20 protein-coding genes are annotated in these 21,641 nt (G+C 70.1%); 8 read left to right on the top strand and 12 right to left on the bottom strand.

What is annotated here, in order from left to right; genetic code table 11:
* Positions 1 to 18: 18 nt before the first annotated feature.
* Entirely contained in the window at positions 19 to 567 is a 549-nt protein-coding gene (ilvN, locus tag ACO2Q0_RS16050; protein ID WP_423352526.1) for an acetolactate synthase small subunit, read from the bottom strand.
* 326 nt (positions 568 to 893) lie between these two features.
* Here ilvN and ACO2Q0_RS16045 point away from each other — a divergent pair, with 326 nt between their 5' ends.
* Complete coding sequence (locus tag ACO2Q0_RS16045; RefSeq protein ID WP_423352525.1) at positions 894 to 1,916, top strand: hypothetical protein; 1,023 nt, start codon at positions 894 to 896, stop codon at positions 1,914 to 1,916.
* A 25-nt stretch (positions 1,917 to 1,941) separates the two neighbouring features.
* On the opposite strand, the gene ybaK is transcribed toward ACO2Q0_RS16045, so the two are convergent.
* Positions 1,942 to 2,415 (bottom strand): Cys-tRNA(Pro) deacylase, encoded by a 474-nt coding sequence (gene ybaK, locus ACO2Q0_RS16040; protein WP_423352524.1) that lies wholly within the window; start codon positions 2,413 to 2,415, stop codon positions 1,942 to 1,944.
* Between the two features lie 99 nt (positions 2,416 to 2,514).
* Between ybaK and ACO2Q0_RS16035 the strand changes: the two genes are divergently transcribed.
* Both ACO2Q0_RS16035 and ACO2Q0_RS16030 read left to right on the top strand, forming a co-directional pair.
* Positions 2,515 to 3,081: a biliverdin-producing heme oxygenase gene (locus ACO2Q0_RS16035; RefSeq protein WP_423352523.1), complete on the top strand. Its 567-nt coding sequence runs from the start codon at positions 2,515 to 2,517 to the stop codon at positions 3,079 to 3,081.
* Positions 3,078 to 5,225 carry a histidine kinase dimerization/phosphoacceptor domain -containing protein gene (locus ACO2Q0_RS16030; protein ID WP_423352522.1) on the top strand — a complete coding sequence of 716 codons (2,148 nt, stop codon included), beginning with the start codon at positions 3,078 to 3,080 and terminating at the stop codon, positions 5,223 to 5,225. The genes ACO2Q0_RS16035 and ACO2Q0_RS16030 overlap by 4 nt, the downstream gene beginning before the upstream one ends.
* A 4-nt stretch (positions 5,226 to 5,229) precedes the next feature.
* On the opposite strand, the gene ACO2Q0_RS16025 is transcribed toward ACO2Q0_RS16030, so the two are convergent.
* Together ACO2Q0_RS16025 and miaA are read right to left on the bottom strand one after the other, a co-directional pair.
* Positions 5,230 to 7,020 carry an acetolactate synthase 3 large subunit gene (locus tag ACO2Q0_RS16025; RefSeq protein ID WP_423352521.1) on the bottom strand — a complete coding sequence of 597 codons (1,791 nt, stop codon included), beginning with the start codon at positions 7,018 to 7,020 and terminating at the stop codon, positions 5,230 to 5,232.
* 173 nt (positions 7,021 to 7,193) lie between these two features.
* The gene (gene miaA / locus ACO2Q0_RS16020) at positions 7,194 to 8,117 is read right to left on the bottom strand and encodes a tRNA (adenosine(37)-N6)-dimethylallyltransferase MiaA (protein WP_423352520.1); all 924 of its coding nucleotides are present in this window, start codon (positions 8,115 to 8,117) and stop codon (positions 7,194 to 7,196) included.
* Here miaA and serB point away from each other — a divergent pair.
* Both serB and ACO2Q0_RS16010 read left to right on the top strand, forming a co-directional pair.
* A complete protein-coding gene (gene serB / locus ACO2Q0_RS16015) occupies positions 8,116 to 9,003 on the top strand; it encodes a phosphoserine phosphatase SerB (protein WP_423352519.1) in 888 nt (295 codons plus the stop codon). The genes miaA and serB overlap by 2 nt on opposite strands.
* Positions 9,003 to 9,671, top strand: a complete 669-nt coding sequence (locus ACO2Q0_RS16010) for an HAD family hydrolase (RefSeq protein ID WP_423352518.1) — start codon at positions 9,003 to 9,005, stop codon at positions 9,669 to 9,671. Before serB ends, ACO2Q0_RS16010 begins: the two co-directional genes overlap by 1 nt.
* A gap of 51 nt (positions 9,672 to 9,722) precedes the next feature.
* Here ACO2Q0_RS16010 and ACO2Q0_RS16005 read toward each other — a convergent pair whose 3' ends face one another.
* The 3 genes from ACO2Q0_RS16005 to hflK all read right to left on the bottom strand — a co-directional run bounded on the left by ACO2Q0_RS16005 (position 9,723) and on the right by hflK (position 12,223).
* Entirely contained in the window at positions 9,723 to 10,058 is a 336-nt protein-coding gene (locus ACO2Q0_RS16005) for a UrcA family protein (protein WP_423352517.1), read from the bottom strand.
* A gap of 102 nt (positions 10,059 to 10,160) precedes the next feature.
* Positions 10,161 to 11,066 carry a protease modulator HflC gene (gene hflC / locus ACO2Q0_RS16000; protein WP_423352516.1) on the bottom strand — a complete coding sequence of 302 codons (906 nt, stop codon included), beginning with the start codon at positions 11,064 to 11,066 and terminating at the stop codon, positions 10,161 to 10,163.
* Positions 11,063 to 12,223: an FtsH protease activity modulator HflK gene (hflK, locus tag ACO2Q0_RS15995; RefSeq protein ID WP_423352515.1), complete on the bottom strand. Its 1,161-nt coding sequence runs from the start codon at positions 12,221 to 12,223 to the stop codon at positions 11,063 to 11,065. Before hflK ends, hflC begins: the two co-directional genes overlap by 4 nt.
* A gap of 145 nt (positions 12,224 to 12,368) precedes the next feature.
* Here hflK and ACO2Q0_RS15990 point away from each other — a divergent pair, with 145 nt between their 5' ends.
* The gene (locus ACO2Q0_RS15990; RefSeq protein ID WP_423352514.1) at positions 12,369 to 13,472 is read left to right on the top strand and encodes an Mrp/NBP35 family ATP-binding protein; all 1,104 of its coding nucleotides are present in this window, start codon (positions 12,369 to 12,371) and stop codon (positions 13,470 to 13,472) included.
* Here ACO2Q0_RS15990 and ACO2Q0_RS15985 read toward each other — a convergent pair.
* The 5 genes from ACO2Q0_RS15985 to ACO2Q0_RS15965 form a co-directional block, all read right to left on the bottom strand.
* The gene (locus tag ACO2Q0_RS15985) at positions 13,469 to 14,884 is read right to left on the bottom strand and encodes an MFS transporter (protein WP_423352513.1); all 1,416 of its coding nucleotides are present in this window, start codon (positions 14,882 to 14,884) and stop codon (positions 13,469 to 13,471) included. The two genes, ACO2Q0_RS15990 and ACO2Q0_RS15985, sit on opposite strands and share 4 nt — an antisense overlap.
* A 183-nt stretch (positions 14,885 to 15,067) precedes the next feature.
* Positions 15,068 to 15,970, bottom strand: coding sequence for an SDR family NAD(P)-dependent oxidoreductase (locus tag ACO2Q0_RS15980; protein WP_423352512.1), 903 nt, complete (start codon positions 15,968 to 15,970; stop codon positions 15,068 to 15,070).
* Positions 15,971 to 16,140: 170 nt separating this feature from the next.
* Positions 16,141 to 17,121, bottom strand: a complete 981-nt coding sequence (locus tag ACO2Q0_RS15975; protein ID WP_423352511.1) for an efflux RND transporter periplasmic adaptor subunit — start codon at positions 17,119 to 17,121, stop codon at positions 16,141 to 16,143.
* A 6-nt stretch (positions 17,122 to 17,127) separates the two neighbouring features.
* The gene (locus ACO2Q0_RS15970) at positions 17,128 to 17,880 is read right to left on the bottom strand and encodes an ABC transporter ATP-binding protein (protein WP_423352510.1); all 753 of its coding nucleotides are present in this window, start codon (positions 17,878 to 17,880) and stop codon (positions 17,128 to 17,130) included.
* On the bottom strand, positions 17,877 to 19,019 hold the full coding sequence (locus ACO2Q0_RS15965) for an ABC transporter permease (protein WP_423352509.1): 1,143 nt from the start codon (positions 19,017 to 19,019) through the stop codon (positions 17,877 to 17,879). The genes ACO2Q0_RS15970 and ACO2Q0_RS15965 overlap by 4 nt, the downstream gene beginning before the upstream one ends.
* Before the next feature lie 195 nt (positions 19,020 to 19,214).
* Here ACO2Q0_RS15965 and ACO2Q0_RS15960 point away from each other — a divergent pair, with 195 nt between their 5' ends.
* Together ACO2Q0_RS15960 and ACO2Q0_RS15955 are read left to right on the top strand one after the other, a co-directional pair.
* Entirely contained in the window at positions 19,215 to 20,213 is a 999-nt protein-coding gene (locus ACO2Q0_RS15960) for an aldo/keto reductase (RefSeq protein WP_423352508.1), read from the top strand.
* A gap of 111 nt (positions 20,214 to 20,324) precedes the next feature.
* Entirely contained in the window at positions 20,325 to 21,605 is a 1,281-nt protein-coding gene (locus ACO2Q0_RS15955; RefSeq protein WP_423352507.1) for a NupC/NupG family nucleoside CNT transporter, read from the top strand.
* Positions 21,606 to 21,641 lie beyond the last annotated feature (36 nt).

The following is a 21,641-nucleotide window of genomic DNA, read 5'->3' as shown; positions in this document are numbered from 1 at the left end:
ATCGCGCCCCGTCGTTCCTTAGAAGACGTCGACGCCGCGCGAGATCGAGAGCACGCCCGTGCGGGACACCTCGACGAGGCCCAGCGGCCGCATCAGGTCCACGAACTTGTCGATCTTTGAGGGCGCGCCCGTCAGCTCGAAGACGAAGCTCTCGTGCGTGGTGTCGATCACCTTGGCGCGGAAGATGTCGGACACGCGCAGCGCCTCCACGCGCTCGGCGCCGGTCCCCTTCACCTTGACCAGAGCCAGCTCGCGCTCCAGGCCGTTGGGGTCGCGGGTCACGTCCTGGACGTGGCGGGTCGAGACCATCTTCTGGAGCTGAGCCTCGATCTGGGCCAGCACCTGGGGCGTGCCGCGGGTGACGATGGTGATGCGGCTGGTGTGCGCCTTGCGGTCCGTCTCTGCGACGGTCAGGCTCTCGATGTTGTAGCCGCGGGCGGCGAACAGGCCCACGACGCGGTGGAGCACGCCCGGCTCGTTGTCGACCAGCACCGCGAAGGTCGCCAGGCTCTCGGGCGCCTCCTCGTGGGCCAGGTCGTAGACGGAAGCGGGCTGGGCGTCGGACATCGGTCGGGCTCCTTGCGGTGGAGACGAGGTGTCACAGGACGGCGGCCGCCGCAACCGCCGTGGCCTCAGCGCCACAGCCGCCCGGCCAATGCCGCGCCGCATAACCTCGGCCTTGCCCGTCGCCATCGGATCGTGAGAGACGAACCGCGTTCTCAAACGAGAGTCACCGAATGACGACGTGCACTGACATGGCCAGCGAGACCCGCCCCTGGGCGGCGGACGCTGCCGTGCGCGTCGGTTCGGATCCGGGCGCACCGACCACCCTCAACGCCTGACGCGCGGACGCTCCCGGAAGGAGGTCCGCTTGTGACCTCCGGGAGCTTTCGATGTTCATTCCCCTGACGGGCGCGGCCCCGGTTCCGAAACGGACCGCCCCCACGTCCCTTCTGAAACTGGTGGCCGGCGAGTTCGCCGAGGCCGTCGCACGCGTGTGGCCCGAGCCTCACGGCGCGTTCCTGGCCGCGCCCGCCGCGCGCCGGCACCTGGCCTGCTTGGGCTTCGCGCTGGGCGTCGACGTGGCGGGGCTTGCGGCCGCGATCCTGGGGGCCCGCCTGCGCCACGCCATCCCCGCGGTGGTCTGCGAAGCGTCGCCCGGCCTGGAGCGCATGCTGAGCCGCATGGGCGAGATCGCCTTCGACGCCGACGCCTACCGGCTGCTGCTGCGGCTGCTCGTCCGCCCGGCGCCCGCCAAGGTGTTGCGCCACGCCGAAACCGTGGACGTGAGCCTGGTGCGTCGGCTGGCGGGCCTGCCCGAGCCGATGGAGCAGGCGGTGCGGCTCGCCCGGGATCTGACGCCTGAGGCTGTCGCGGTCCTGCGCGAAGCCTATGACGCCCTGGCGCTCCGCGACGGGCGCGCCGCGGCCGAGGCGGCGGCGTCCGGCTGGGCGCGTGCAGGGTCGGCCAAGGCGCTGTTCGCCGTGGTGCGGGATGACCTGACGCCCGAGCCGCCGGCGCCGCCGCACCCGGGCACCGCGCGCCTGCGGCCTCTCGCCACCAAGGCCGAGATCCGCGATGCGGCCCGCCGCTATCGGAACTGCCTGGCCGACCGCACGGCCCACGCCGCCGCGGGCTGGTCGGCCTTCTACGAGTGGGATGGTCCGCCTGGCGTGATCGTGGAGGTCAGCCGGGACCATGTGTTCGGCTGGCGCCTCGACCAGGCGCGTGTCGCGGACAACCGCGCCGTGCCGGAGCCGGTCCGCGACCTGCTCGCCTCCGAGCTCGCTCTGATGGGCATGCACGTCGGCCGCTCGGGCTGGCAGCTCGACCGGCTGCTGAACGAGGACGTGGGTCGCGGCTACCGGTTCTGGGCTGTCGATGAGGACGTGGCCGAGGCGTTCGGCGAGGGGTGATCCCCTTCGCCGAACGCTGCGGCGCCTAGGCCGAGACGCCGGCGACGGTCGCCTCCAGCACCCGCACCAGGTCGGCGGGCGCGAGCCTGGCCTGAAGTCCGCGCTGGCCGCCGTTGACGAACACCTGCGGCCTGGCCAGGGCGGCCTCGTCGAGGACGGTGCGGACGCGCCGCTTCTGGCCGAAGGGGCTCACGCCGCCGACCTTGTAGCCCGTGACGCGCTCGGCCTCGGCCGGCTTCATCATCTCGGCCGACTTGCCGCCCAGCGCCGCCGCCAGCTTCTTCATCGAGACCTCGCGGTCCGACGACAGCACGACGCAGGCGGGCTTGCCGTCCACCAGCACCATCAGCGTCTTGAGGACTTCGCCGGCCGCGACGCCCAGCGCCTCGGCGGCCTGCAGTCCCACACGCTCGGCGTCGGGATCGTAGCCGTAGACGGCAAGCTCGTAGGCGACGCCGCAGGCGTCCAGAAAGCGTGTCGCCGGCGTCGCTCGGCTCATCACCTACTCCATGTTAAGTTGGAACAACTGTCGGTTGCCCGACCGACGGCGCCGCAATGCGCTCTATCTTTCGCCGCCGTCTCGGAGTTCAAGTGCTTAATGGTCAGCGTTGTCCACCAGCGCCTGCGTGTCGCCACGCGGGCCGACCACGAGCGCCTGGAGTCTCGAGCGGATCTCATTGAGCGGGTCTCCACGCCCGCCGGCCGGCGTTCGGTTGTCCAGCGCTTTTGGCGCCTCCATGCCGAGGTCGAGGCGGCGGTCGCGCCCTGGCTGGCGGAGCTGGACGGTCTCGACTTCCAGGATCGCCGGCGGACCGAGCGGCTGAGCGCGGACCTGGAAACCCTCGGCCTCGAGGCGCCGAGCGAACATGCGCACGGGCCGGACGTCGGCTCCCTGGCCGAGGCGCTGGGCCACTTGTACGTGCTGGAGGGATCCACGCTCGGCGGACGCACGATCCGCCGCTCGCTCGACGCCCTGGGCTCGGACATGCACGGGCTCAGCTTCCTCGACCCCTATGGCGAGCGGACCGGCGAACGCTGGCGCGCTTTCCTGGACGTGCTCGACCGCCATGCGGCGACGCCGCAGGCCGTGGAGGCGACGGTGCGCGGCGCCGTCGCCGGCTTCCGGCACGCCGAGCGTCGGATCTGTGAAGGCCAGGCTGCATGAGCGAACCCCTCGACCTCGACGCCTGCGCGCGCGAACCGATCCACATCCCGGGCTCCATCCAACCGCACGGCGTAATGCTGGTGGCCGACGCCACCACCCAGGAGGTGAGCCACGCCGCAGGCGACGTCGCGGGGCGGCTTGGGCTGTCGCGGTGGCTCGGAGAAAGCCTCGGCGCCGTCCTTGGCGATCCGCTGGCCGCGCGCGTGGCTCAGGTCACCCAGTCCTCAGCGCCCGGCGGCTATGCGGGCCGGCTGGTCCGCCAAGGCGGGACTTTCGACGTGCTGGCGCACGTCTCCGGCGACTGGCTGATCGTCGAGCTGGAGCCGGCGGAAGGCGAGGGCCTGCCGGCTGCCGCGCTCCTCGCGCAGCTCGAGGCCGCGGCGGCTGCGTTCGAGCGTGCGCCGAACCTGCAGGCGCTTTGCGATCGCGCCGCCATCGAATTCCGGCGGCTGACCGGCTTCGACCGGGTGATGATCTACCGCTTCCTGGAAGAGGACGCCGGCTCCGTCCTGGCCGAGAGCGCGGCCCAGGACATGCCCTCGTTCCTCAATCATCGCTTCCCCGGATCGGACATCCCGGCCCAGGCGCGCGCGCTCTACGTGCGGAACCTGGTGCGCGTGATCCCCGACGTCAGCTACCACCCGGCGCCGCTCATTCCCGCCTGGAACCGGAGTGAGCCGCTCGACATGAGCGACTGCGCGCTGCGCAGCGTCGCGCCAGTGCATATGCAGTACCTGCGCAACATGGGCGTCGGCGCCTCGGCGTCCATCTCCATCGTTCGGGACGGGACGCTCTGGGGCCTGATCGCCTGTCACCACAGGACGCCGATGGCGATGCCCTATGACATCCGCGCCGGAGCCCGGGCGCTGGCAGGGGGGCTGGCGCGTCAGGTGCGGGCGAAGGAAGAGGCGGAAGGCTATCGCGAGCGGATGCGCCTGCGCGGCCTGGAAGACGAGGCCACGGCCCGCTTCGTGCGGATCGGCGGGCTCGAAGCCCATCTGGACGCGGGTCTGGCCGATCTGAAGCGGATGCTGGACTCCGACGGCGTCGCGGCGCTGCGGGGCGAGACGCTGCACCTGGAGGGCGTGTGTCCTCCGCCCGGGGCGGTGCGTTCGCTTGCCCGATGGGCGTTGGCCGAAGCGCCTGAGCTGGTCGTCACGGATCGCCTGCCCACGGTGTTCCCCGAGGCCGAGGCCTACGCGGCCCAGGCCAGCGGCGTCCTGGGCATGGTGGTGGCTTCGGAGGAGCCCTTCGTCCTGCTCTGGTTCCGCGCCGAGCAGCCCGAGGTCGTCAACTGGGCCGGCAACCCGCACAAGGCCGTCGGGCTCGGCCCAGGCGAGGTGCTGACGCCGCGCTCGTCGTTCGAAGCCTGGCGCGAGACGGTGTGCGGCCGCTCGCGCCGCTGGACCCTGGCGGAGATCGATGCGGTGCTGCGCCTGCGCGAGGCCCTGCTCGAGGCGCGCGGCCGGCGGAGGCTGGTCGACCTGAACCGTCAGCTGGGCCATGCGCTGGACGAGAAGGAAGCGCTGTTGCTGCAGAAGGAGGTGCTGCTGCGCGAGGTGAACCACCGCGTGCAGAACAGCCTGCAGCTGGTCTCCAGTTTCCTCGGCCTGCAGTCGCGGGACGCGGGCGACGCCATGCTGACGACGGCCTTCGACGAGGCGCGCCGCCGCCTGAGCGCGGTGGCCCTGGTGCACCGGCGGCTCTATCGCAGCGATCAGATCGAGACCGTCGACCTCGCCCGCTACTTCGAGGAGCTCATCGCCGACATGGCGTCGTCCATGGGCGAGGAGTGGGACGGCGCCATCCATCTGGACGCGCTGCCCATCCTGGCGCCGACCGATCGGGCGGTGACCCTGGGGCTCGTGGTCACCGAGCTGGTGATCAATGCCAACAAGTACGCCTACGGGGGCGCGGCCGGGCGCATCGAGGTGAGCGTGGGCGAGGCGCGCGGCGTGCTCACCGTCTCGGTCGCCGACCACGGCCGTGGCAAGCACACGCCCCGCGAGGGCTTCGGCAGCCGCATGATGTCGGCGATGGTCCGCCAGCTCGGCGGCGAGATCGCCTATCAGGACAACCGTCCGGGGCTGCGGGCGGTGCTGACCGTGCCGGTCGTCGCCCCGCCCGCCAACGCCCGGGTCTGAGCCGTCAGACGAGCCGCTTGCCGGCGTCGTCGATGATCGAGCCCAGGTCGCGGGCTTCCTCGGCCATGATCATCTCGTTGTGCGCCTTGCCGGACGGGATCATCGGGAAGCAGTTCTCCTCCTTGGTGACGCGGCAGTCGAAGATCACCGGCTTGCGCACGTTGATCATCTCGCGGATCGCATCGTCCAGTTCGTCGGGATGCTCGGCGCGCAGGCCCACGCCGCCGTAGGCCTCCGCCAGCTTCACGAAGTCGGGCAGGCTCGACGAATAGGAATGGCTATAGCGCTCGCCGTGCAGCAGTTGCTGCCACTGGCGAACCATGCCCATCCACTCGTTGTTGAGGATGAAGATCTTGATCGGCAGGTCGTACTGCACCGCCGTGGAGATCTCCTGCATGGTCATCTGCACGCTGGCGTCGCCGCCGATGTCGATGACCAGGCTGTCGGGGTGGGCCATCTGCACGCCGACCGCGGCCGGCAGGCCGTAGCCCATGGTGCCCAGGCCGCCCGAGGTCATCCAGCGGTTCGGCTCCTCGAACCTGTAGAACTGGGCCGCCCACATCTGGTGCTGACCGACCTCGGTGGTGATGTAGGTGTCGCGGTCCTTGGTCAGCTCATACAGGCGCTGGATCGCGTACTGCGGCTTGATGAGCTTGGCGTCGGGTCGGTAGCTGAACGAGTTGCGGGCGCGCCAGCCGTCGATCTCCGCCCACCAGGCCTTCAGCGCCGCCTTGTCGACCGACAGGTTCCGCTGCTTCCAGGCGGCGATCATGTCTTCCAGCACGCTGGCCGCGTCGCCCACGACGCCGATGTCGGTGCGGACATTCTTGCCGATCGACGACGGGTCGATGTCGATGTGGATCTTCTGCGAGGTGGGCGCGAAGGCGTCCAGGCGGCCCGTCACGCGGTCGTCGAAGCGGGCGCCGATGGCCACCATCACGTCGCAATCGTGCATGGCGTTGTTGCTCTCGAAGCTGCCGTGCATGCCGACCATGCCCAGCCACTTCGGATCCGAAGCGGGGAAGGCGCCCAGGCCCATCAGGGTGGACGTGACCGGCGCGCCGGTCAGTTCGGCGAACTCGCGCAGCAGGGCCGCGGCGCGGGGCCCGGCGTTGATGACGCCGCCGCCGGTGTAGAGGATCGGCTTGCGGGCGCGGGCGATCATCGCCATCGCCTCGGCGATCTTGGCCGGCTCGGCCTTCACCCGCGGCGCATAGTTGTGGGCGTGCGTGACCTCCTTCGGCCCCTGGTAGGCGGCCTTGCCGAACTGCACGTCCTTGGGGATGTCGATGACGACGGGGCCCGGCCGGCCCGACGTGGCGATGTGGAAGGCCTCGTGGATGATCCGCGGCAGGTCCTCGACCGACTTCACTAGGTAGTTGTGCTTGGTGCACGGCCGGGTGATGCCGATCGTGTCGCATTCCTGGAAGGCGTCGGTGCCGATCAGGTGCGTAGCCACCTGGCCGGTGATCACGACCATCGGGATCGAGTCCATCAGCGCGTCGACGATGCCGGTGACCGCGTTCGTCGCACCGGGGCCCGAGGTGACCAGGACCACGCCCGGCTTGCCGGTCGAGCGGGCGTAGCCTTCGGCGGCGTGGGTCGCCCCCTGCTCGTGGCGCACCAGCACGTGCTTCAGCCGCGGCTCGTTGAAGAGCGCGTCGTAGATCGGCAGCACCGCGCCGCCGGGGTAGCCGAACAGCACCTCGACGCCCTGGTCGATGAGGGCGCGCACCACCATCTCGGCGCCCGAAATGGTGTCGGCTTCGGCTTCGATCGTCTGATGGGCGGTCATGGTGTGGGCTCTGGCTGTCGGGACAATAAAAAAGGCCCGCGAGGGGCCTGGGAACGAGCGACCGGTCGGTGCTGACGCCTATCGTCAGTCCGTTGTCGGCCGCCCGGAGATTACAAGAAGGTTGCGCATGTAACGACCCTGGAGAGAGTGCCCAGGGAAATGACATGCCGGGATCAGGCCGTCAAGGCAGGTGCCTGCGCAAGAAACTGCCTCCACTGTTCGTCAGGTTCGGCAGCCGTCAGCCGTGGCCAGTCCGCCATCTGGCCGCGCATCCAGGTGAGCTGGCGCTTGGCGTACCGGCGGGTCTCCTGCTGGGCGGCGGCGGTCGCCTCCTCAAGGCTCGTTTCACCCCGCAGGTGGGCGGCCAGCTCGCGGACGCCGACCGCCTTCATGGCGGGCAGGGCGGGGTCGAGGTCGCGGGCCATGAGCGCGCGGACCTCCTCCAGCGCGCCGTCGCGCACCATCGCGTGCAGGCGAGCGTCGCAGCGCGCGTAGAGCGCCTCGCGCGGCGGCTCCAGGGCCACGGCCCGCCACTCGGAGATCGCCGGCTCTCCCGTCTGCTGCAGGTCGCTGAGCGCCCGGCCCGTGGCGGCGAACACCTCCCAGGCGCGGGCGAGGCGCTGGCGGTCTCCGGGGGCGATGCGTTGGGCGGCGGCGGCATCGACCTCGGCCAGACGGCGGCGGAAGGCGTCCTCGCCCAGGCGATCAAAGTCGGCCGCGGCTTCGGCGCGGACCTCCGCCGGCACTTCGGGAATCTCGGCGAGGCCTCGCGTCAGCGCGCGGAAGTAAAGTCCGGTGCCGCCGACCACGACCGCAGGCCGCCCGCGTCCCGCGATCTCCTCCAGCACCTCGGTCGCCGCCCGCAGCCATCGTCCCACCGACCATCCATCCGCCGGATCGACCGTTCCGAACAGGTGATGCGGCGCGCGGGCCGCTTCCTCGGGGCTCGGTCCCGCCGTGACGACGCGCAGGCCGGCGTAGAGCTGCATGGAGTCGGCGTTGACGATCTCCGCGCCGACGGTTTCCGCCAGCCGCAGGGCCAGAGCCGACTTGCCGCTTGCCGTCGGCCCGGCGATCAGCCAGATGCGGGGCGCCATGGAGCTCGTCCTCACCACCGTCACGCCGGCCCAGGCCGGATCCCTCTCCATCGGCTACGCCGAAGCCCTCGCGGACCTCGACGTCGAGATCACCGACTCGGTGATGCTTTCGCCCCAGGCTTCGGACCTGGTCTTCGAGGCTGCCAGCTTGGAAGACGTGCGCAAAGCCCTGACCGCCGCCTTCGCCGACGCGCCCTTCGACTGGTGCGTCCAGCCGGTGGAAGGCCGCCGCAAGCGGCTGCTGGTGGCCGACATGGACTCCACGATCATCAATGTCGAGTGCCTGGATGAACTGGCCGACTTCGCCGGCAAGAAGTCCGAGATCGCCGCCATCACCGAGCGCGCCATGCGCGGCGAGCTGGAGTTCGAGGGCGCGCTGCGCGAGCGCGTCGGGATGCTGAAAGGCCTCTCCACCGGCGCGCTCCAGCAGGCTTACGACGAGCGCGTCCGCCTCAACCCCGGCGCCCGGACCCTGGTGCGGACCATGGCCGAGAACGGCGCCCGATGCGTGCTGGTGTCGGGCGGCTTCACCTTCTTCACCTCGCGGGTGGCGCAGGCTGCCGGCTTCCACGACAACCGCGCAAACACCCTTCTCGAAGGCGAGGGCGCTTTGACCGGCCTCGTCGGCGAGCCGATCCTCGGCCGCGAGGCCAAGCTCGCGGCCTTGAAGGAGGAAGCGGCGACCCTCGCCGTTCCGCTATCCGAGACCCTGGCGATCGGCGACGGCGCCAACGACCTGGCGATGATCGAGGCCGCGGGCCTGGGCGTCGCCTACCGCGCCAAGCCGATCGTGGCGGCCCAGGCTGACGCCAAGGTGGACCACGCCGACCTCACCGCGCTGCTCTACTTCCAGGGCTACCGCGCGGACGAGTTCGTGATCGACTGATGGCCCTGCCGCGCCCCGTCAAGGCCGTCGTCTTCGACATGGACGGCCTGCTGATCGACACCGAGACGGTGGTCTACCGCGCCATGCGGCGGACGGCCGACGGTATCGGCCGTGAGATGCCATTCTCCACCTTCCAGCGAATGGTCGGCCTGCAGCATTCGGCCAGCGACCTGATCCTGATGGACCACTTCGGCGAGGGCTTCGACCTTGCGGCGTGGTCGGCCGAGGTCAGCCGGCACTTCCGTGAGGAGCTGGCCGCGGGCATCGCCCTGAAGGCGGGCGCCCTGGAGATCCTGGACCACCTGGACCAGGCGGGCCTTCCCCGGGCCATCGCCACCTCTTCGGGCCTTGAGAGCGTGCGCCTCAGCCTGGGGCCGCACGGCATCGTGGAGCGCTTCCAAGCCCTCATTACCCGGGACGTCCAGACCCAGGGCAAGCCCCATCCGGAGCCGTTCCTGAAGGCGGCGGCCGCCCTCGACGTCGACCCCGCCGACTGCCTGGCCCTGGAGGACAGCCACAACGGCGTCCGCGCCGCCTCGGCCGCCGGCATGATGACCATCATGGTGCCGGACATGCTCGATCCCACCGAGGAGATGGAGACGCTCTGCGTCCGCATCGCCCGCGACCTGCACGAGGTCCGCGAGCTTCTCGCCGCACAGGCGCGATAGAAGGAGGCTCCCCCGCCAGGCGGGAGAGCCCCAGTTAGACCGGGCGTTGGCTTAGGGCTTCACGCCCGGCTCTGCGGTAAGCAGCTCGGCGTAGGCGAGGCGCAGCTCGCGCGTTTCCAGTCTCTCCACCGCCTGCGCCATGGCCTGCGTGCGGCAGCGCCAGGCCAGGCCCGGCGCCCGAGGCAGCAGCGGGCTTGGCGTGAAGGCGCAGAGGTCGCGCGCCGCGGCGTTCAGCCGGTGGAGCATGGCGCGCGCGCCCGCTGCGGTGGAGAGGTCGAGATCGTCCACAGGCACCCTCGCCATCACGAGAGTCCGCCGGGGCTCGGCGGCGGCGGGCGTGGCGAGGACCAGCACCGCAAGTGCGGCGAGCAGGAAACGCTTCGGCATCACGACCTCCGTGACTACAGATGTAATAATGTCAGATTACATCTGTCATATAGAGAGTCAAGCCGTTGGGGATGCGTGCATCAGGCAAGCGAAGACGGAAGGCTAGCGGCGGCTGGCGCCCGCGCCCGAGGGGCCCCGCTCGAAGTAGCGGAAGAACGCGCTGTCCGGAGAGAGCACCATCGTGGTGTCGCCCTGGGCGAGGCTCGCCTCATACGCCTGCATCGAACGCCAGAACGCGGCGAACGACGGGTCCCGCCCGAAGCTCTGGGCGAAGATGCGCGTCCGCTGGGCGTCGCCCTCGCCTCGGATGGTCTCACCCTGCTCCTGAGCCTGAGCCAGGGTGACGGTGACCTCCCGATCGGCCTGGGCGATGATCTCGCGCTTTTGCTGCTCGCCCTCGGCGCGGATGCGCGCGGCGTCCTGCTGACGCGACGTCTGCATGCGCCGGAAGACGTTGGGCTGGTTTTCGTCCGGCAGGTCCGCGCGACGGATCCGCACATCGATCACCTGGATGCCGAAGCGCGAGGCCTGGGCGCGCCGGGCGACGTCGACGCGAGCCAACTGCATGAGCCGGCCCCGGCCGCCGGAGATGATCTCCGTCTGCGGCGCCGAGCCCAGCACCTGCCGAAGCGAGGAGTTCACCAGCCGCTCGATCCGGTCCGTGGCCGTCCGCTCGTCGCGGAGGCTTCGGTAGAACGCCAGCGGATCCGAGATGCGGTAGCGGACGAAGGCGTCGACCACGAGCCGCTGCTGGTCCGCCGTGATGATCTCTTCCTGCTGGCTCTCTAGGGCGAGGTTGCGGCGGTCGAACTTGATCACGTTCTCCCAGAAGGGGAGCTTGGCGTTCAGTCCGGCGCCGGGGCGGCCGGGCGCATTGATCACCCGCACCGGCTCGCCGAAGCGCAGCACCAGCGCCTGCTCGCGCTGGTCGACGATGAAGAGCGTGTTGGCCAGGACCACGAGGATCCCGGCGCCCAAGATCAGATAGGTCCAGAGGCGACGGCTCATTGGGCGACCCTGCCCTGCGCCGACGTGGGCGACTGGACCTCGGGCGACGCCGTGGCCGCCGAGGACCTTGGACGGAAGATGTCGGGCGGCAGGATGATCGGCGCGGTCGCGCCATCGCCGTCGATGATCACCTTGTTGGAGCGCTGGAGCACCCGCTGCATGGTTTCGATGTAGATCCGGTCGCGCGTCGCCCCGGGGGCCCGGCGATACTCGTTGAGGATGGCGTTGAAGCGCGATGCGTCGCCGGTGGCTTCCCGCACCGCCTGCTCGCGATAGGCCTGGGCCGACTGGGTGATGCGCGCGGCGTCGCCCTTGGCCTCGTTGATCACGCGGTTGCGGTAGGCGTTGGCCTCGTTGACGGCCGATTCCTGGTCCTGCTGGGCGCTGACCACGTCGAGGAACGCGGAGCGCACCTGCTGAGGCGGATTGGCGTTGCGGATCTGCACCTCGTCCACGCGGACCCCCGCGCCCCAGCTGTCCAGCGTGCGCTGCATCAGTTCCGCGGCCTCAAGCTGCACCTGGCCGCGGCGGGTGGTCAGGATGTCGAGGAGGGACGTCCGGCCGACGACCTCGCGCATGGCGCTCTCGGCCACGGCCTTCACCGAGCCTTCGGGATCGCGGATGGTGAAGACGAAACGGTCGGCGTCGGAAACCCGCCAGGTGACGCTGAACTGCAGATCGATGATGTTCTCGTCGCCGGTGAGCATCAGGCTCTCCTGCGGCGCCGCGCCGGCGCTGGCGCCGCCCACGTCCAGCCGCTGGAGGCTGGTGACCGGCACCTTCTGAACCCGCTCGATCGGCGTCGGCAGGTGATAGCGCAGGCCGGGACCTTCGTTGCGCGAATAGGCGCCGAGGGTGGTGACGACGGCCTCCTCGTTCGACTGCACCACATAGATGCCCGAGAGGGCCCACAGGCCGAAGGCGGCGCCGACGATGGCCGCGATCGCGCCGGGGCGGACGCCGCCGCCGCCGGGCCCGCCCATGAAGTCGCGCATCCGCCGGCCCAGCCGGTCGAACCCGGCGTTGAGGTCGGGGCCGTCAGGGCGGCGGCCGTCGCCGCCGTTGCGCGGACGCCGGGGCGGCGGGGTGTTGCGGTCGCCGTCGCCCGACGGGGGCGAGCCCCAGGGACCGGGATTGGCGTTGTCGTTCCAGGGCATCAGCCGGGGTCACGTACTCGGTTGGAGGGCCTTAGCGGTCTTCTTGCTTAAAGCCCGGGGCCGGCTTGTAAACCGGGCGGGCTTGTAAACCGGCGCTGTCAGCCGGATATGAGACCCCTTCCAGACCAAAGCAAGACAAAGCGGCATGATCCAACCAGCCGGTCCAGACAGAGCGGTGGTCCTCAAGGCGCTCGACGCCGTGGAGGATCCGAAGTCGGGCCAAGGCCTGGCCGCGGCCGGCCTGGTGCGCGGCCTGGTGATCCGCGGGAGCCGCGCGGCGTTCATGCTGGAGGTCCCCGCCGACGACATCGAGCTCTATCGCGGCGTCCGCGAGGCGGCCGAGCGGGCGCTGGCCGGCGTCGCCGGCGTCGAGACGGCGCAGGTGGTGCTGACCGCCGAGACCGCCGCACCGCAGCTCAAGACCGCCCCGTCACGCAAGGCGCGGGTCGCCGATGATCCGCAGGCGCGCCTCTCGCCGATGACCGAGGCCGAGCGGCCGGCTCATGTGCGGAAGGTCATCGCGGTGGCCAGCGGCAAGGGCGGCGTGGGCAAGTCGACCGTCTCGGTGAACCTCGCGGCGGCCTTTGCGAAGATCGGCCTGCGCGCCGGCCTCTTGGACGCCGACATCTACGGCCCCTCCGCGCCGCACATGCTGGGCGCCGACGGGGAGCCCACCTTCGACGCCGAGAAGCGCCTGAACCCGCTGGAAGCCTGGGGCGTGAAGGTCATGTCGATCGGCTTCATCGTCGAGGAGGGACAGGCCAACATCTGGCGGGGGCCGATGGCGTCTTCGGCCCTGCGCAGCCTGATGAACTCGAACTGGGGAACCGCGGCCGAGCCGCTGGACGTCCTGGTGGTGGACCTGCCGCCCGGCACCGGCGACATCCAGCTCACCCTGGTCCAGAAGCTGAAGCTCGACGGCGTGGTCGTGGTCTCCACGCCCCAGGAGATCGCCCTCATCGACGCGCGCCGCGCGGCCGCCATGTTCGGCAAGACCGGCACGCCGATCCTGGGCGTGGTCGAGAACATGGCCTGGTTCGAAGGGCCGGACGGCTCGCGCACCGCCATCTTCGGCGAGGGCGGGGCGGCCGAGGAGGCGCGGCGCCTGGGCGTGCCGCTGCTGGCCCAGATCCCCATCGAGACCGCGCTTCGCCAGGCCTGCGACGACGGCCGGCCGCTGGTGGCGACCACGCCCGATACGCCCGCCGCCTGGGCCTTCCTGCAGATGGCCGAGAAGCTGAGGCCCTAGGCCTTCGGGACCACGACCATGTCGTCGCCGGTCAGCGAGCCCAGCCCCGGCGCCTCGGCGTAGGCCGCGTCCCGTTCGTCGAGCTGGCGGCGGATCTCGGCATGGCGCTCGGGCGTCAGCTTGTAGCCGAGGAAGCAGAAGCCGGCGGCCATCGAGAGCACGATCGGCCCGATGATGTAGACCAGCTCCAGGGTGCGGATCGCCTCCGGCGAGTTCACCGCGCCCTCGGCGGCCTGATAGCCCAGCGCCGCCAGCAGAACGAAGGTGAGGGCCGATAGGCCCGAGGCGATCTTCGTCGTGCCGATGGTCATCGCATACATCATGCCCATCCATTCGCGACCGTTCGCCAGGCGCAGCTCGTCGGCGATGTCGCCCGTCAGCGCCCGGATCATCACCAGGAAGCCGGCCGCCATAGCGCCGACCAGGAACATGCCGGGCGCAAAGGCCCAGAAATTCCCCGCCGGCAGGAACGGCACGATGATCAGCCCAAGCGAATAGACGGTGGTGGTAACCATCAGCGCCCGGTGCTTGCCGATACGGTTGCCGAGCCACGCCACGAACGGCGCGCCGGCGAAGCCCGCGGCCACATAGATCATCAGCAGGGTGTTGGCGGCGACCACGCCGAAGCCGCGGCTGTCCTGGAAGTAGAAGAGGTAGAGCGCCGCCATCCAGCCCGGCGCGGCCGTCGCGGCGAAGTCGGCGCCCAGCAGGCGCAGCACGTTCCCATGCTTCAGGAGGGTGAGGTAGTCGCGGAAGGCGAACTTCTTGCCCGTCTCAACCGTGATCGGCTCGCGCGTGGTGGCCAGCACCAGCAGCGCCGTGACGGGCAGGGCGGCGATGATGAACCAGACCATGGCCCGCACGCCCTCGGCGTCGGAGGCCCCCTGCTGCTGCATCAGGATCGGGATGACGAGGACCGCCACGGCGCCCGCAACGCCCAGGCCGATCACCGCGCCGAACACGCGGTTGCGCTGTTCGTAGGTCGGCCCCAGCACGCCGCCCCAGGCGAGGTGCGAGAGATAGACCATCGAGTAGCCGATGTAGGTGAAGAGCAGGATTCCAGAAAGCGCGAGCTGGGTTGTGCCCACGTCCGCCTGCAGCATCAGCCACAGCCCGAACATCATCACCGGCACGCCCGCCACCAGCCAGACGCGATAGCGGCCGAACCGTGTCCGGGTCCGGTCCATCGCCATGCCAAGCAGGACGTCGATGGGGATGTCGATCAGCCGGACCATCGCGAAGGCCGCGCCGACCACAGCCAAAGACAGGCCGACGTGCGTCGCGAAATAGCGCGGCAGATGCACCGCGATGGCGATCACCAGGGCCTGGATCGGAATGCTGGCGCTGGCGAAGGCCAGCACGGTAAGCGGACTGAGATGGCCGGCCGAGGTTCCAGACTTCGCCTTCGTCACCAACCATCCTCCTCGACACGGCGTCTCTGCCGGACGCGCCCGTTCAGGTTACGCGCGATCGGTCAGCCGCACGCAAGCTCAAACAGATTACGGTCGCGAAACGGGCGCGGATGTGGCGGAAACGAAAGAGGCCCGCCTCTCGCGAGACGGGCCTCCCAATCTCATGGCTCGCCGAAGCGGGGCTTAGCCGCCCTGCATCTTGCGGAAGAACTTCGCGGTCTGCTCGCCGCCGTTCATGTAGGCCTGCTGGCCGGCCGCGTCGGCGATCTTGGCGAAGTTGTCCCGGACCTGTTCGACGGTGGCCTCGTGGCCGAGGTACAGGCCCTCGGTTTCGACGATCCGGGCCACCGCGAAGGCGCCGGCGCCGGCGGTCAGCACCGTGCCCGTCGGGGCTTCGTCCGAGCACAGGAAGACCACGCCCGGCGTCACGTACTCGGGCTTCAGCTGCTCCAGCACCTGGGGCGGCATCAGGTTCTCGGTCATCCGCGTGGCGGCCACCGGGCTGATGGCGTTGACGTGGATGTTGTTCTTCTGGCCCTCGAGCTTCAGGGTGTTCATGAAGCCCACGAGACCCAGCTTGGCCGCGCCGTAGTTCGCCTGGCCGAAGTTGCCGTACAGGCCGGTCGACGAGGTGGTGACGACGATCCGGCCGTAGTTCTGCTGGCGCATGATCTCCCAGACGGCCTTCGCGGGCTTCACCGTGCCCATCAGGTGGACGTCGACCACCACCTGGAAGTCGGGCAGCTCCATCTTGGCGAAGGTCTTGTCCCGCAGGATGCCGGCGTTGGCGACCAGGATGTCGATCCGGCCCCAGGCGTCCATGGCGTCCTTGACCATCCGCGCCACGCCGGCGTCATCGGTCACCGACGAGCCGTTGGCGATCGCTTCGCCGCCCAGCGCCTTGATCTCTTCCACGACCTTGTTGGCCGCGTCAGAACCGCCGCCCGAGCCGTCGACCGAACCGCCGAGATCGTTGACGACGACCTTCGCGCCGCGCCGAGCGAGCTCCAGGGCGTGCTGGCGGCCGAGGCCCCCGCCTGCGCCCGTGACGATGGCCACTTTGCCGTCGAAGCGGATGTCCGCCATTTGCATGTCCCTCTTGAACAGGTGTTCGCAATTCGGCGCGCGTTGTGCGGCGCGGCGAAGAGGGCGTCAAGCTGACGTGCAGTGCGGTGTAATCGGTAAAAAGGAGGCCTCCCCCGTCACCAGGACGGACGGGGGAGGCGGGCGCGCGGGGGTCAGGGTGCTTGGGGAACCTAGCCCTGCGGCGCCGTCGGGGTGCGCTCGGGCCCTTGGGCCTGTTGCTGACGCATGAACTTAACGAGGACGCGCTGACCGATCAGGAACGGCGCGCCCGAGCTGTCGACCACCACCTCGACCACGCGGTCGTCGGTGCGCTCGTTCGGGTCGTCGGACTGCAGCTTGCGGGCGCCGAACACCGCCGCGCGGCGCAGGACGCGGCCGTTGAACGTCTTGGTCGGGTCGCTCTCGGGCGACATGGTCACCGTCTGGCCGACCGCCACATAGGGCAGGGCGCCTTCGGCGATCTCGGCGCGGACGATGCGGCCGGCCCGGGGCTCCAGGTCGAACATGTTGGAGACGTTCAGCGTCGAGGCGCCGGCGCCGGGATTGGCGTAGCGGCGGACGATCCGGCCGTCGGCCGGGGCGCGGATGATGCTGAGCTCCTGGTCGTAGCGGGCCTCGTTCAGGCGCGCCTCGGCGGTGGCGACCACCGCCTGCTGGGCCATGATCCGGGCCTGGGCCTCGCGCACGCCGTCGCGGGCCTGGTCGAGCTTCTGCGCGGCCACGAAGTTGGAAGGCGCGAGGCCTTGCATCCGGCGTTCCTCACGCTGCGCGGCGGAGAGCTGCACCTCGAGCAGGGCCAGCGCGGCGCGGGCCTGGCGGACTTCGGCCGCCGCGCGCTCGGACTGCAGGCGCGGCTCGTCGTCCTCGAGGCGGGCCAGGATCTGGCCCTTCACCACGTCGTCGCCCTCCTGGGCCAGCACGTCGCGCACGACGCCGGCGCGGCGGGCGGCCACCTGGATGATCCCGCCCTCCACGTCGGCCTTGCCGTTGGCGACGGCGGCGAAGGGGCTGGGCTTCACCTCGGCGGCGGCCTTGGCCTCAGCCTCTTTCTTGGCCTTGGCCTGGCTGGACACGAACATGAAGCCGCCGCCGCCGAGCACGAGGACGAGGACGGCGATCCAGACGAAGCGGTTACGGAAAAGGGCGGGCATGGCTCTCTAGGCTCCAACGAGCTCGGGTTCGGGGCGGGGGTCGGCGACGGGCGCGGCGGCCGGAGCGGCGCGACGGTCTTCGAGGATGTTCCCGTCTTCCAGGTGGATGATGCGGTCGGCGTAGGCTTCCAGGCGCGGGTCGTGGGTCACGCAGATCACGGCGGCGCCGTGCTGCTTGGCGGCGCGCTGCAGCAGGCGGATGACGATCTGGCCGTTCTCGCCGTCGAGGGCCGAGGTCGGCTCGTCGGCGAAGACCAGGCGCGGGTCCTTGGCGAGGGCGCGGGCGATGGCCACCCGCTGCTTCTCGCCCCCCGACATTTCGGCGGGACGCGAGTTGAGCCGCTTGCCAAGGCCGACTTCCTCGAGCGCCAGGGTCGCCTTCTCGCGGGCGACCGCCTTCGGGTGGCCCTGGTACTTCAGGATGATCTCGACCTGCTGCAGCGCGGTCAGCGCCGAGAACAGGTTGAAGCCCTGGAAGATGAAGCCGCAGTGGTCGAGGCGAAAGCGGTCCAGCTTGCCCGAGCGGAGGTTCCAGATGTCGCTGTCGAGGGCGCGGACGCTGCCTTCGTCGGGCTTCAGCAGCCCCGACAGTGCGGCCACCAGCGTCGACTTGCCCGAGCCCGACGGGCCCATGACCATGGTCACCTCGCCGTGCGCGGCGTCGAAGTCGACCCGCTTCAGCACCTCGATGTGCGTGCGGCCCGTCTTGAAGCGCTTGTAGACGCCGTGCGCCTGGATGGCGGTCTTGTTCGAGCTCATCGCAGCAGGTCCGCAGGTTGGCTCTTCTTCAGGACGCCCAGGGCCAGCAGGCCGGACGCGCCAGAGATCACGAGCAGCAGGGTCGAGACGCCGATCACCCAGGGCGCCGGGAAGCCCATGGGCATCCCGCCGTTCTTGGCCAGGAGGTAGACGCCGAAGGTGAAGAGGCCCGTGGCGGCAAGGCCGACGACGCCCACCCACACCGACAGCTCCATGACGATCATCCGGAGCGAACCCATGGAGACGCCCAGCGCCCGGAGGCTCGCGAACTCCTTGATCGAGGACAGGATCGCGCCGCGCAGCGTCTGCGAGGTGATGCCGACCCCGATCAGGAAGCCCAGGAAGACCGAGAAGCCGATGAAGATGCCGATGATCTGCTCCGACATCAGGGCGCCCTCGTTGGCGGCGCGCAGCTCCTCCCGGGTCCAGGCGCGGTAAGCGCCCTTGGCGGTGGCGTTGAGCTGGTCGCGCACGATCACCGCCCGCGACGGATCCTTGATCCGCACCATCAGGGGCCCGGTCTTGGACTGGTCCTTGTTGAAGCCGAGCAGGCGGATGGTGTCGCGCGAGGCCACCACCGCGGCGTTGTTGATGTTCGGATACCCGTCGAGGATCGCCCGCACGCGGACGGTCTTGCCGTTGAGCGAGGCGGAGTCGCCCAGCTTCACGCCCAGCCGCTTGAGCTGGCTGCGGTCGATGGCGACGGCATAGGGCTCCATCAGCGCGAGCCGCGTCGCCTCGGTATAGTCGATCGGCAGGGTCACGGCGCCCGGCCGGGTGTCGACCATGTTGACGTCGACATAGGTGGTGACGGCCTTGCCGCCGTCCTTGGGCTGGTTCACCCAGCGGCCGCCTTCGATATCCCAGGCGGCCACCTCGGTGATCTCGGGATGCAGGTACATCTGCGGCTGCAGGCGCGCCGGCAGGCTGCCGCCGCCGGAGTTGATCAGGCTCTCCATCTTGGCCGGCAGGATCATCAGGTCGGCGCGGCTGCGCTCGAGCGTGGCGGTCACGCCCTTTACGATGCCGACGAACATGCCGACCTGCGCCAGGATCAGCAGCCCCGAGAACGCGAGCGCGACCACGGCGGCGGTGTAGCGCCGCCACTCGTAGATCAGTGTGGCCAAGGCCAGCGACATGGCGGATCCGCCCCTTCCCAAGCTCGGCGCGAATGTCGCGCTTCACGTGAGAAAGAGGCCGCCGCAACCGTGGCCGGATGCGGGCGGGCCGATTAAACCTTCGTAATGCGGCGCCGGGGATTGCCGGAGCTCATCCGCCGCCCCAGATTCAAGCGCGCGGCGGCGCCGCTTCCCCACATCGCGAAGGAGCTTCCCATGCAGACCCGCAAGCTCGGAACTCAAGGTCTCGAGGTCTCGGCCATCGGCTTCGGCTGCATGGGCCTCTCCGGCGTCTACAACGCGCCCCTCGACGAGGCGCAGGCGACGGCGGTCCTGCGGCGCGCGCTGGATCTCGGGATAACCTTCTTCGACACCGCCGAGATCTACGGCATGACCACCAACGAGGTGCTGGTCGGCCAAGGCCTGGGGGACGCCCGCGGCAAGGTCCAGATCGCCACCAAGTTCGGCTTCGACCTGGAGGCGGCCCGCGCGGCCGGTCGTCCGACCGGCACCAACAGCCGCCCGGAGAACATTCGCGCCGTCGCCGACGCCTCTCTGAAGCGGCTGGGGGTGGACGTGATCGACCTCTTCTACCAGCACCGGGTCGATCCCAACGTGCCGATCGAGGATGTCGCCGGCGCGGTGGGCGAGCTCGTGAAGGCGGGCAAGGTCCGCTACTTCGGCCTCTCGGAAGCCGGCCCCGAGACCATCCGCCGGGCGCATGCCGTGCATCCGGTCAGCGCGCTGCAGTCCGAGTATTCGCTGTGGACCCGCGATCCGGAGAAGACCGTTCTGCCGGTGACCCGTGAACTCGGCATCGGCTTCGTGCCCTACAGCCCGCTGGGCCGCGGCTTCCTGGCCGGCGCGGTGACCGGCAAGGACGCCCTCGCCGAGAACGACTTCCGCCGCTTCATGCCGCGCTTCCGCGACGGCGCGCTGGAGAAGAACCTCTCGCTCGTGGAGACGCTGACCGGCCTCGCCCGCGAGAAGGGCGTCACGCCGGCCCAGCTCGCGCTGGCCTGGCTGCTGTCGCGGGCGCCGGACATCGTGCCGATCCCCGGCACGACCAAGCCCTCGCGGCTCGAGGAGAACGTCGGCGCGGTCGACGTCGTGCTCTCGGCCGACGACCTCGCCGCCATCGAGGCGGCGGTGCCGGAGACCGCCGTGGAAGGCGCCCGCTACGACGAGCGCGGCCTCTCCATGGTCAACCTCTAGGGTTCCGGGGCGCCGAGCCGGCTTGCGTCGCGGGCCGTCTGGCGTCTTCTATCGTCCGATGGCCGCCTGACTCGGGAAGCTCCCCGGGGCCGGCGGCGCATCGGGGGGTGCATGTTCAGTCTCGCGAACGCCCAGAGTCTGGTCGGTGTGGCGCTGGTCCTCGGCCTCTGCTGGGCCATCTCTGAGAACCGCCGCAGGTTCCCCTGGAAGCTCGCCGTCGGCGCGATCCTCGTGCAGGGCGTGCTGGTGCTGGCCCTCTTCGGCCTGCCGGCCCTGCGCGTCGCCCTCCAGGGCGTCGGCCAGGCGGTGGACGGCCTCGCCGCCTCGACCCAGGCCGGCGTCGCCTTCGTGTTCGGCTTCCTGGCCGGCACGCCGAACCAGCCCTATCCGCTGACCGACCCCGGCTCGATGTTCGTCTTCGCCTTCCGCGTGCTGCCGGTGATCCTGGTGGTCTGCGCGCTGGCGGCGCTCCTCTGGCACTGGCGCATCCTCGTCTGGGTCACGCGGGGTTTCGGCGTCGTCTTCGAACGCACCATGGGCCTGCGCGGCCCGCCCGCGCTGGCGACTGCCGCCACCGTCTTCATGGGCCAGGTGGAAGGCCCGATCTTCATTCGCAGCTACCTCGCGGGGCTCTCGCGGTCGGAACTGTTCATGCTGATCGCGGTCGGCATGGCCTGCGTCTCGGGCTCGACGATGGTGGCCTACGCCACGATCCTGAAGGACGTCCTGCCGAACGCCGCCGCGCACGTGCTGACCGCCTCCATCGTCTCGGCGCCGGCGGGCGTCCTACTGGCCCGGGTCATCGTGCCGCGCGACCCCGACGTGGAGCAGGCCCAGGCCTACGACCCCGCCGCCGCCAAGCGCTACGAGAGCTCCATCGACGCCCTGATCAAGGGCACCACCGACGGCCTGCAGATCGTGCTGAACGTCGGCGCGACGCTCATCGTCTTCGTGGCCCTCATCGCCATGGTGAACCTGATCCTGGGAGCCTTCCCCGACATCGCCGGCGGCCCCTTGTCGGTCGAGCGGATCCTCGGCTTCATCTTCGCGCCCCTGGCCTGGGCCATCGGCGTGCCGTGGCACGACGCCTCCACCGCCGGTTCGCTGCTGGGCGTGAAGCTGGTGCTGACCGAGTTCACCGCCTTCATCCGGATGGGCGCCATTCCGGTGACCGAGATGGACGAGCGTTCGCGCGTGCTGATGACCTATGCGCTGTGCGGCTTCGCCAACGTCGCCTCCGTGGGCATCAACCTTGCGGGCTATTCGGTGCTCGTGCCCGAACGGCGCAACGAAGTGGTGGGCATGGTCTGGAAAGCGATGTTCGCCGGCTTCCTCGCCACCTGCCTTACCGCCTCCATCGTGGGCCTCCTGCCGACCAACCTGTTCGGCTGATGCAGGCGCGACTTCCGAGCTTGACCGGAAAGTGAC

It is taken from the genome of Phenylobacterium sp. VNQ135 (genome assembly GCF_049445735.1).
Classification (GTDB): domain Bacteria; phylum Pseudomonadota; class Alphaproteobacteria; order Caulobacterales; family Caulobacteraceae; genus Phenylobacterium.
This window is presented reverse-complemented; position numbering and strand designations above follow the sequence as displayed.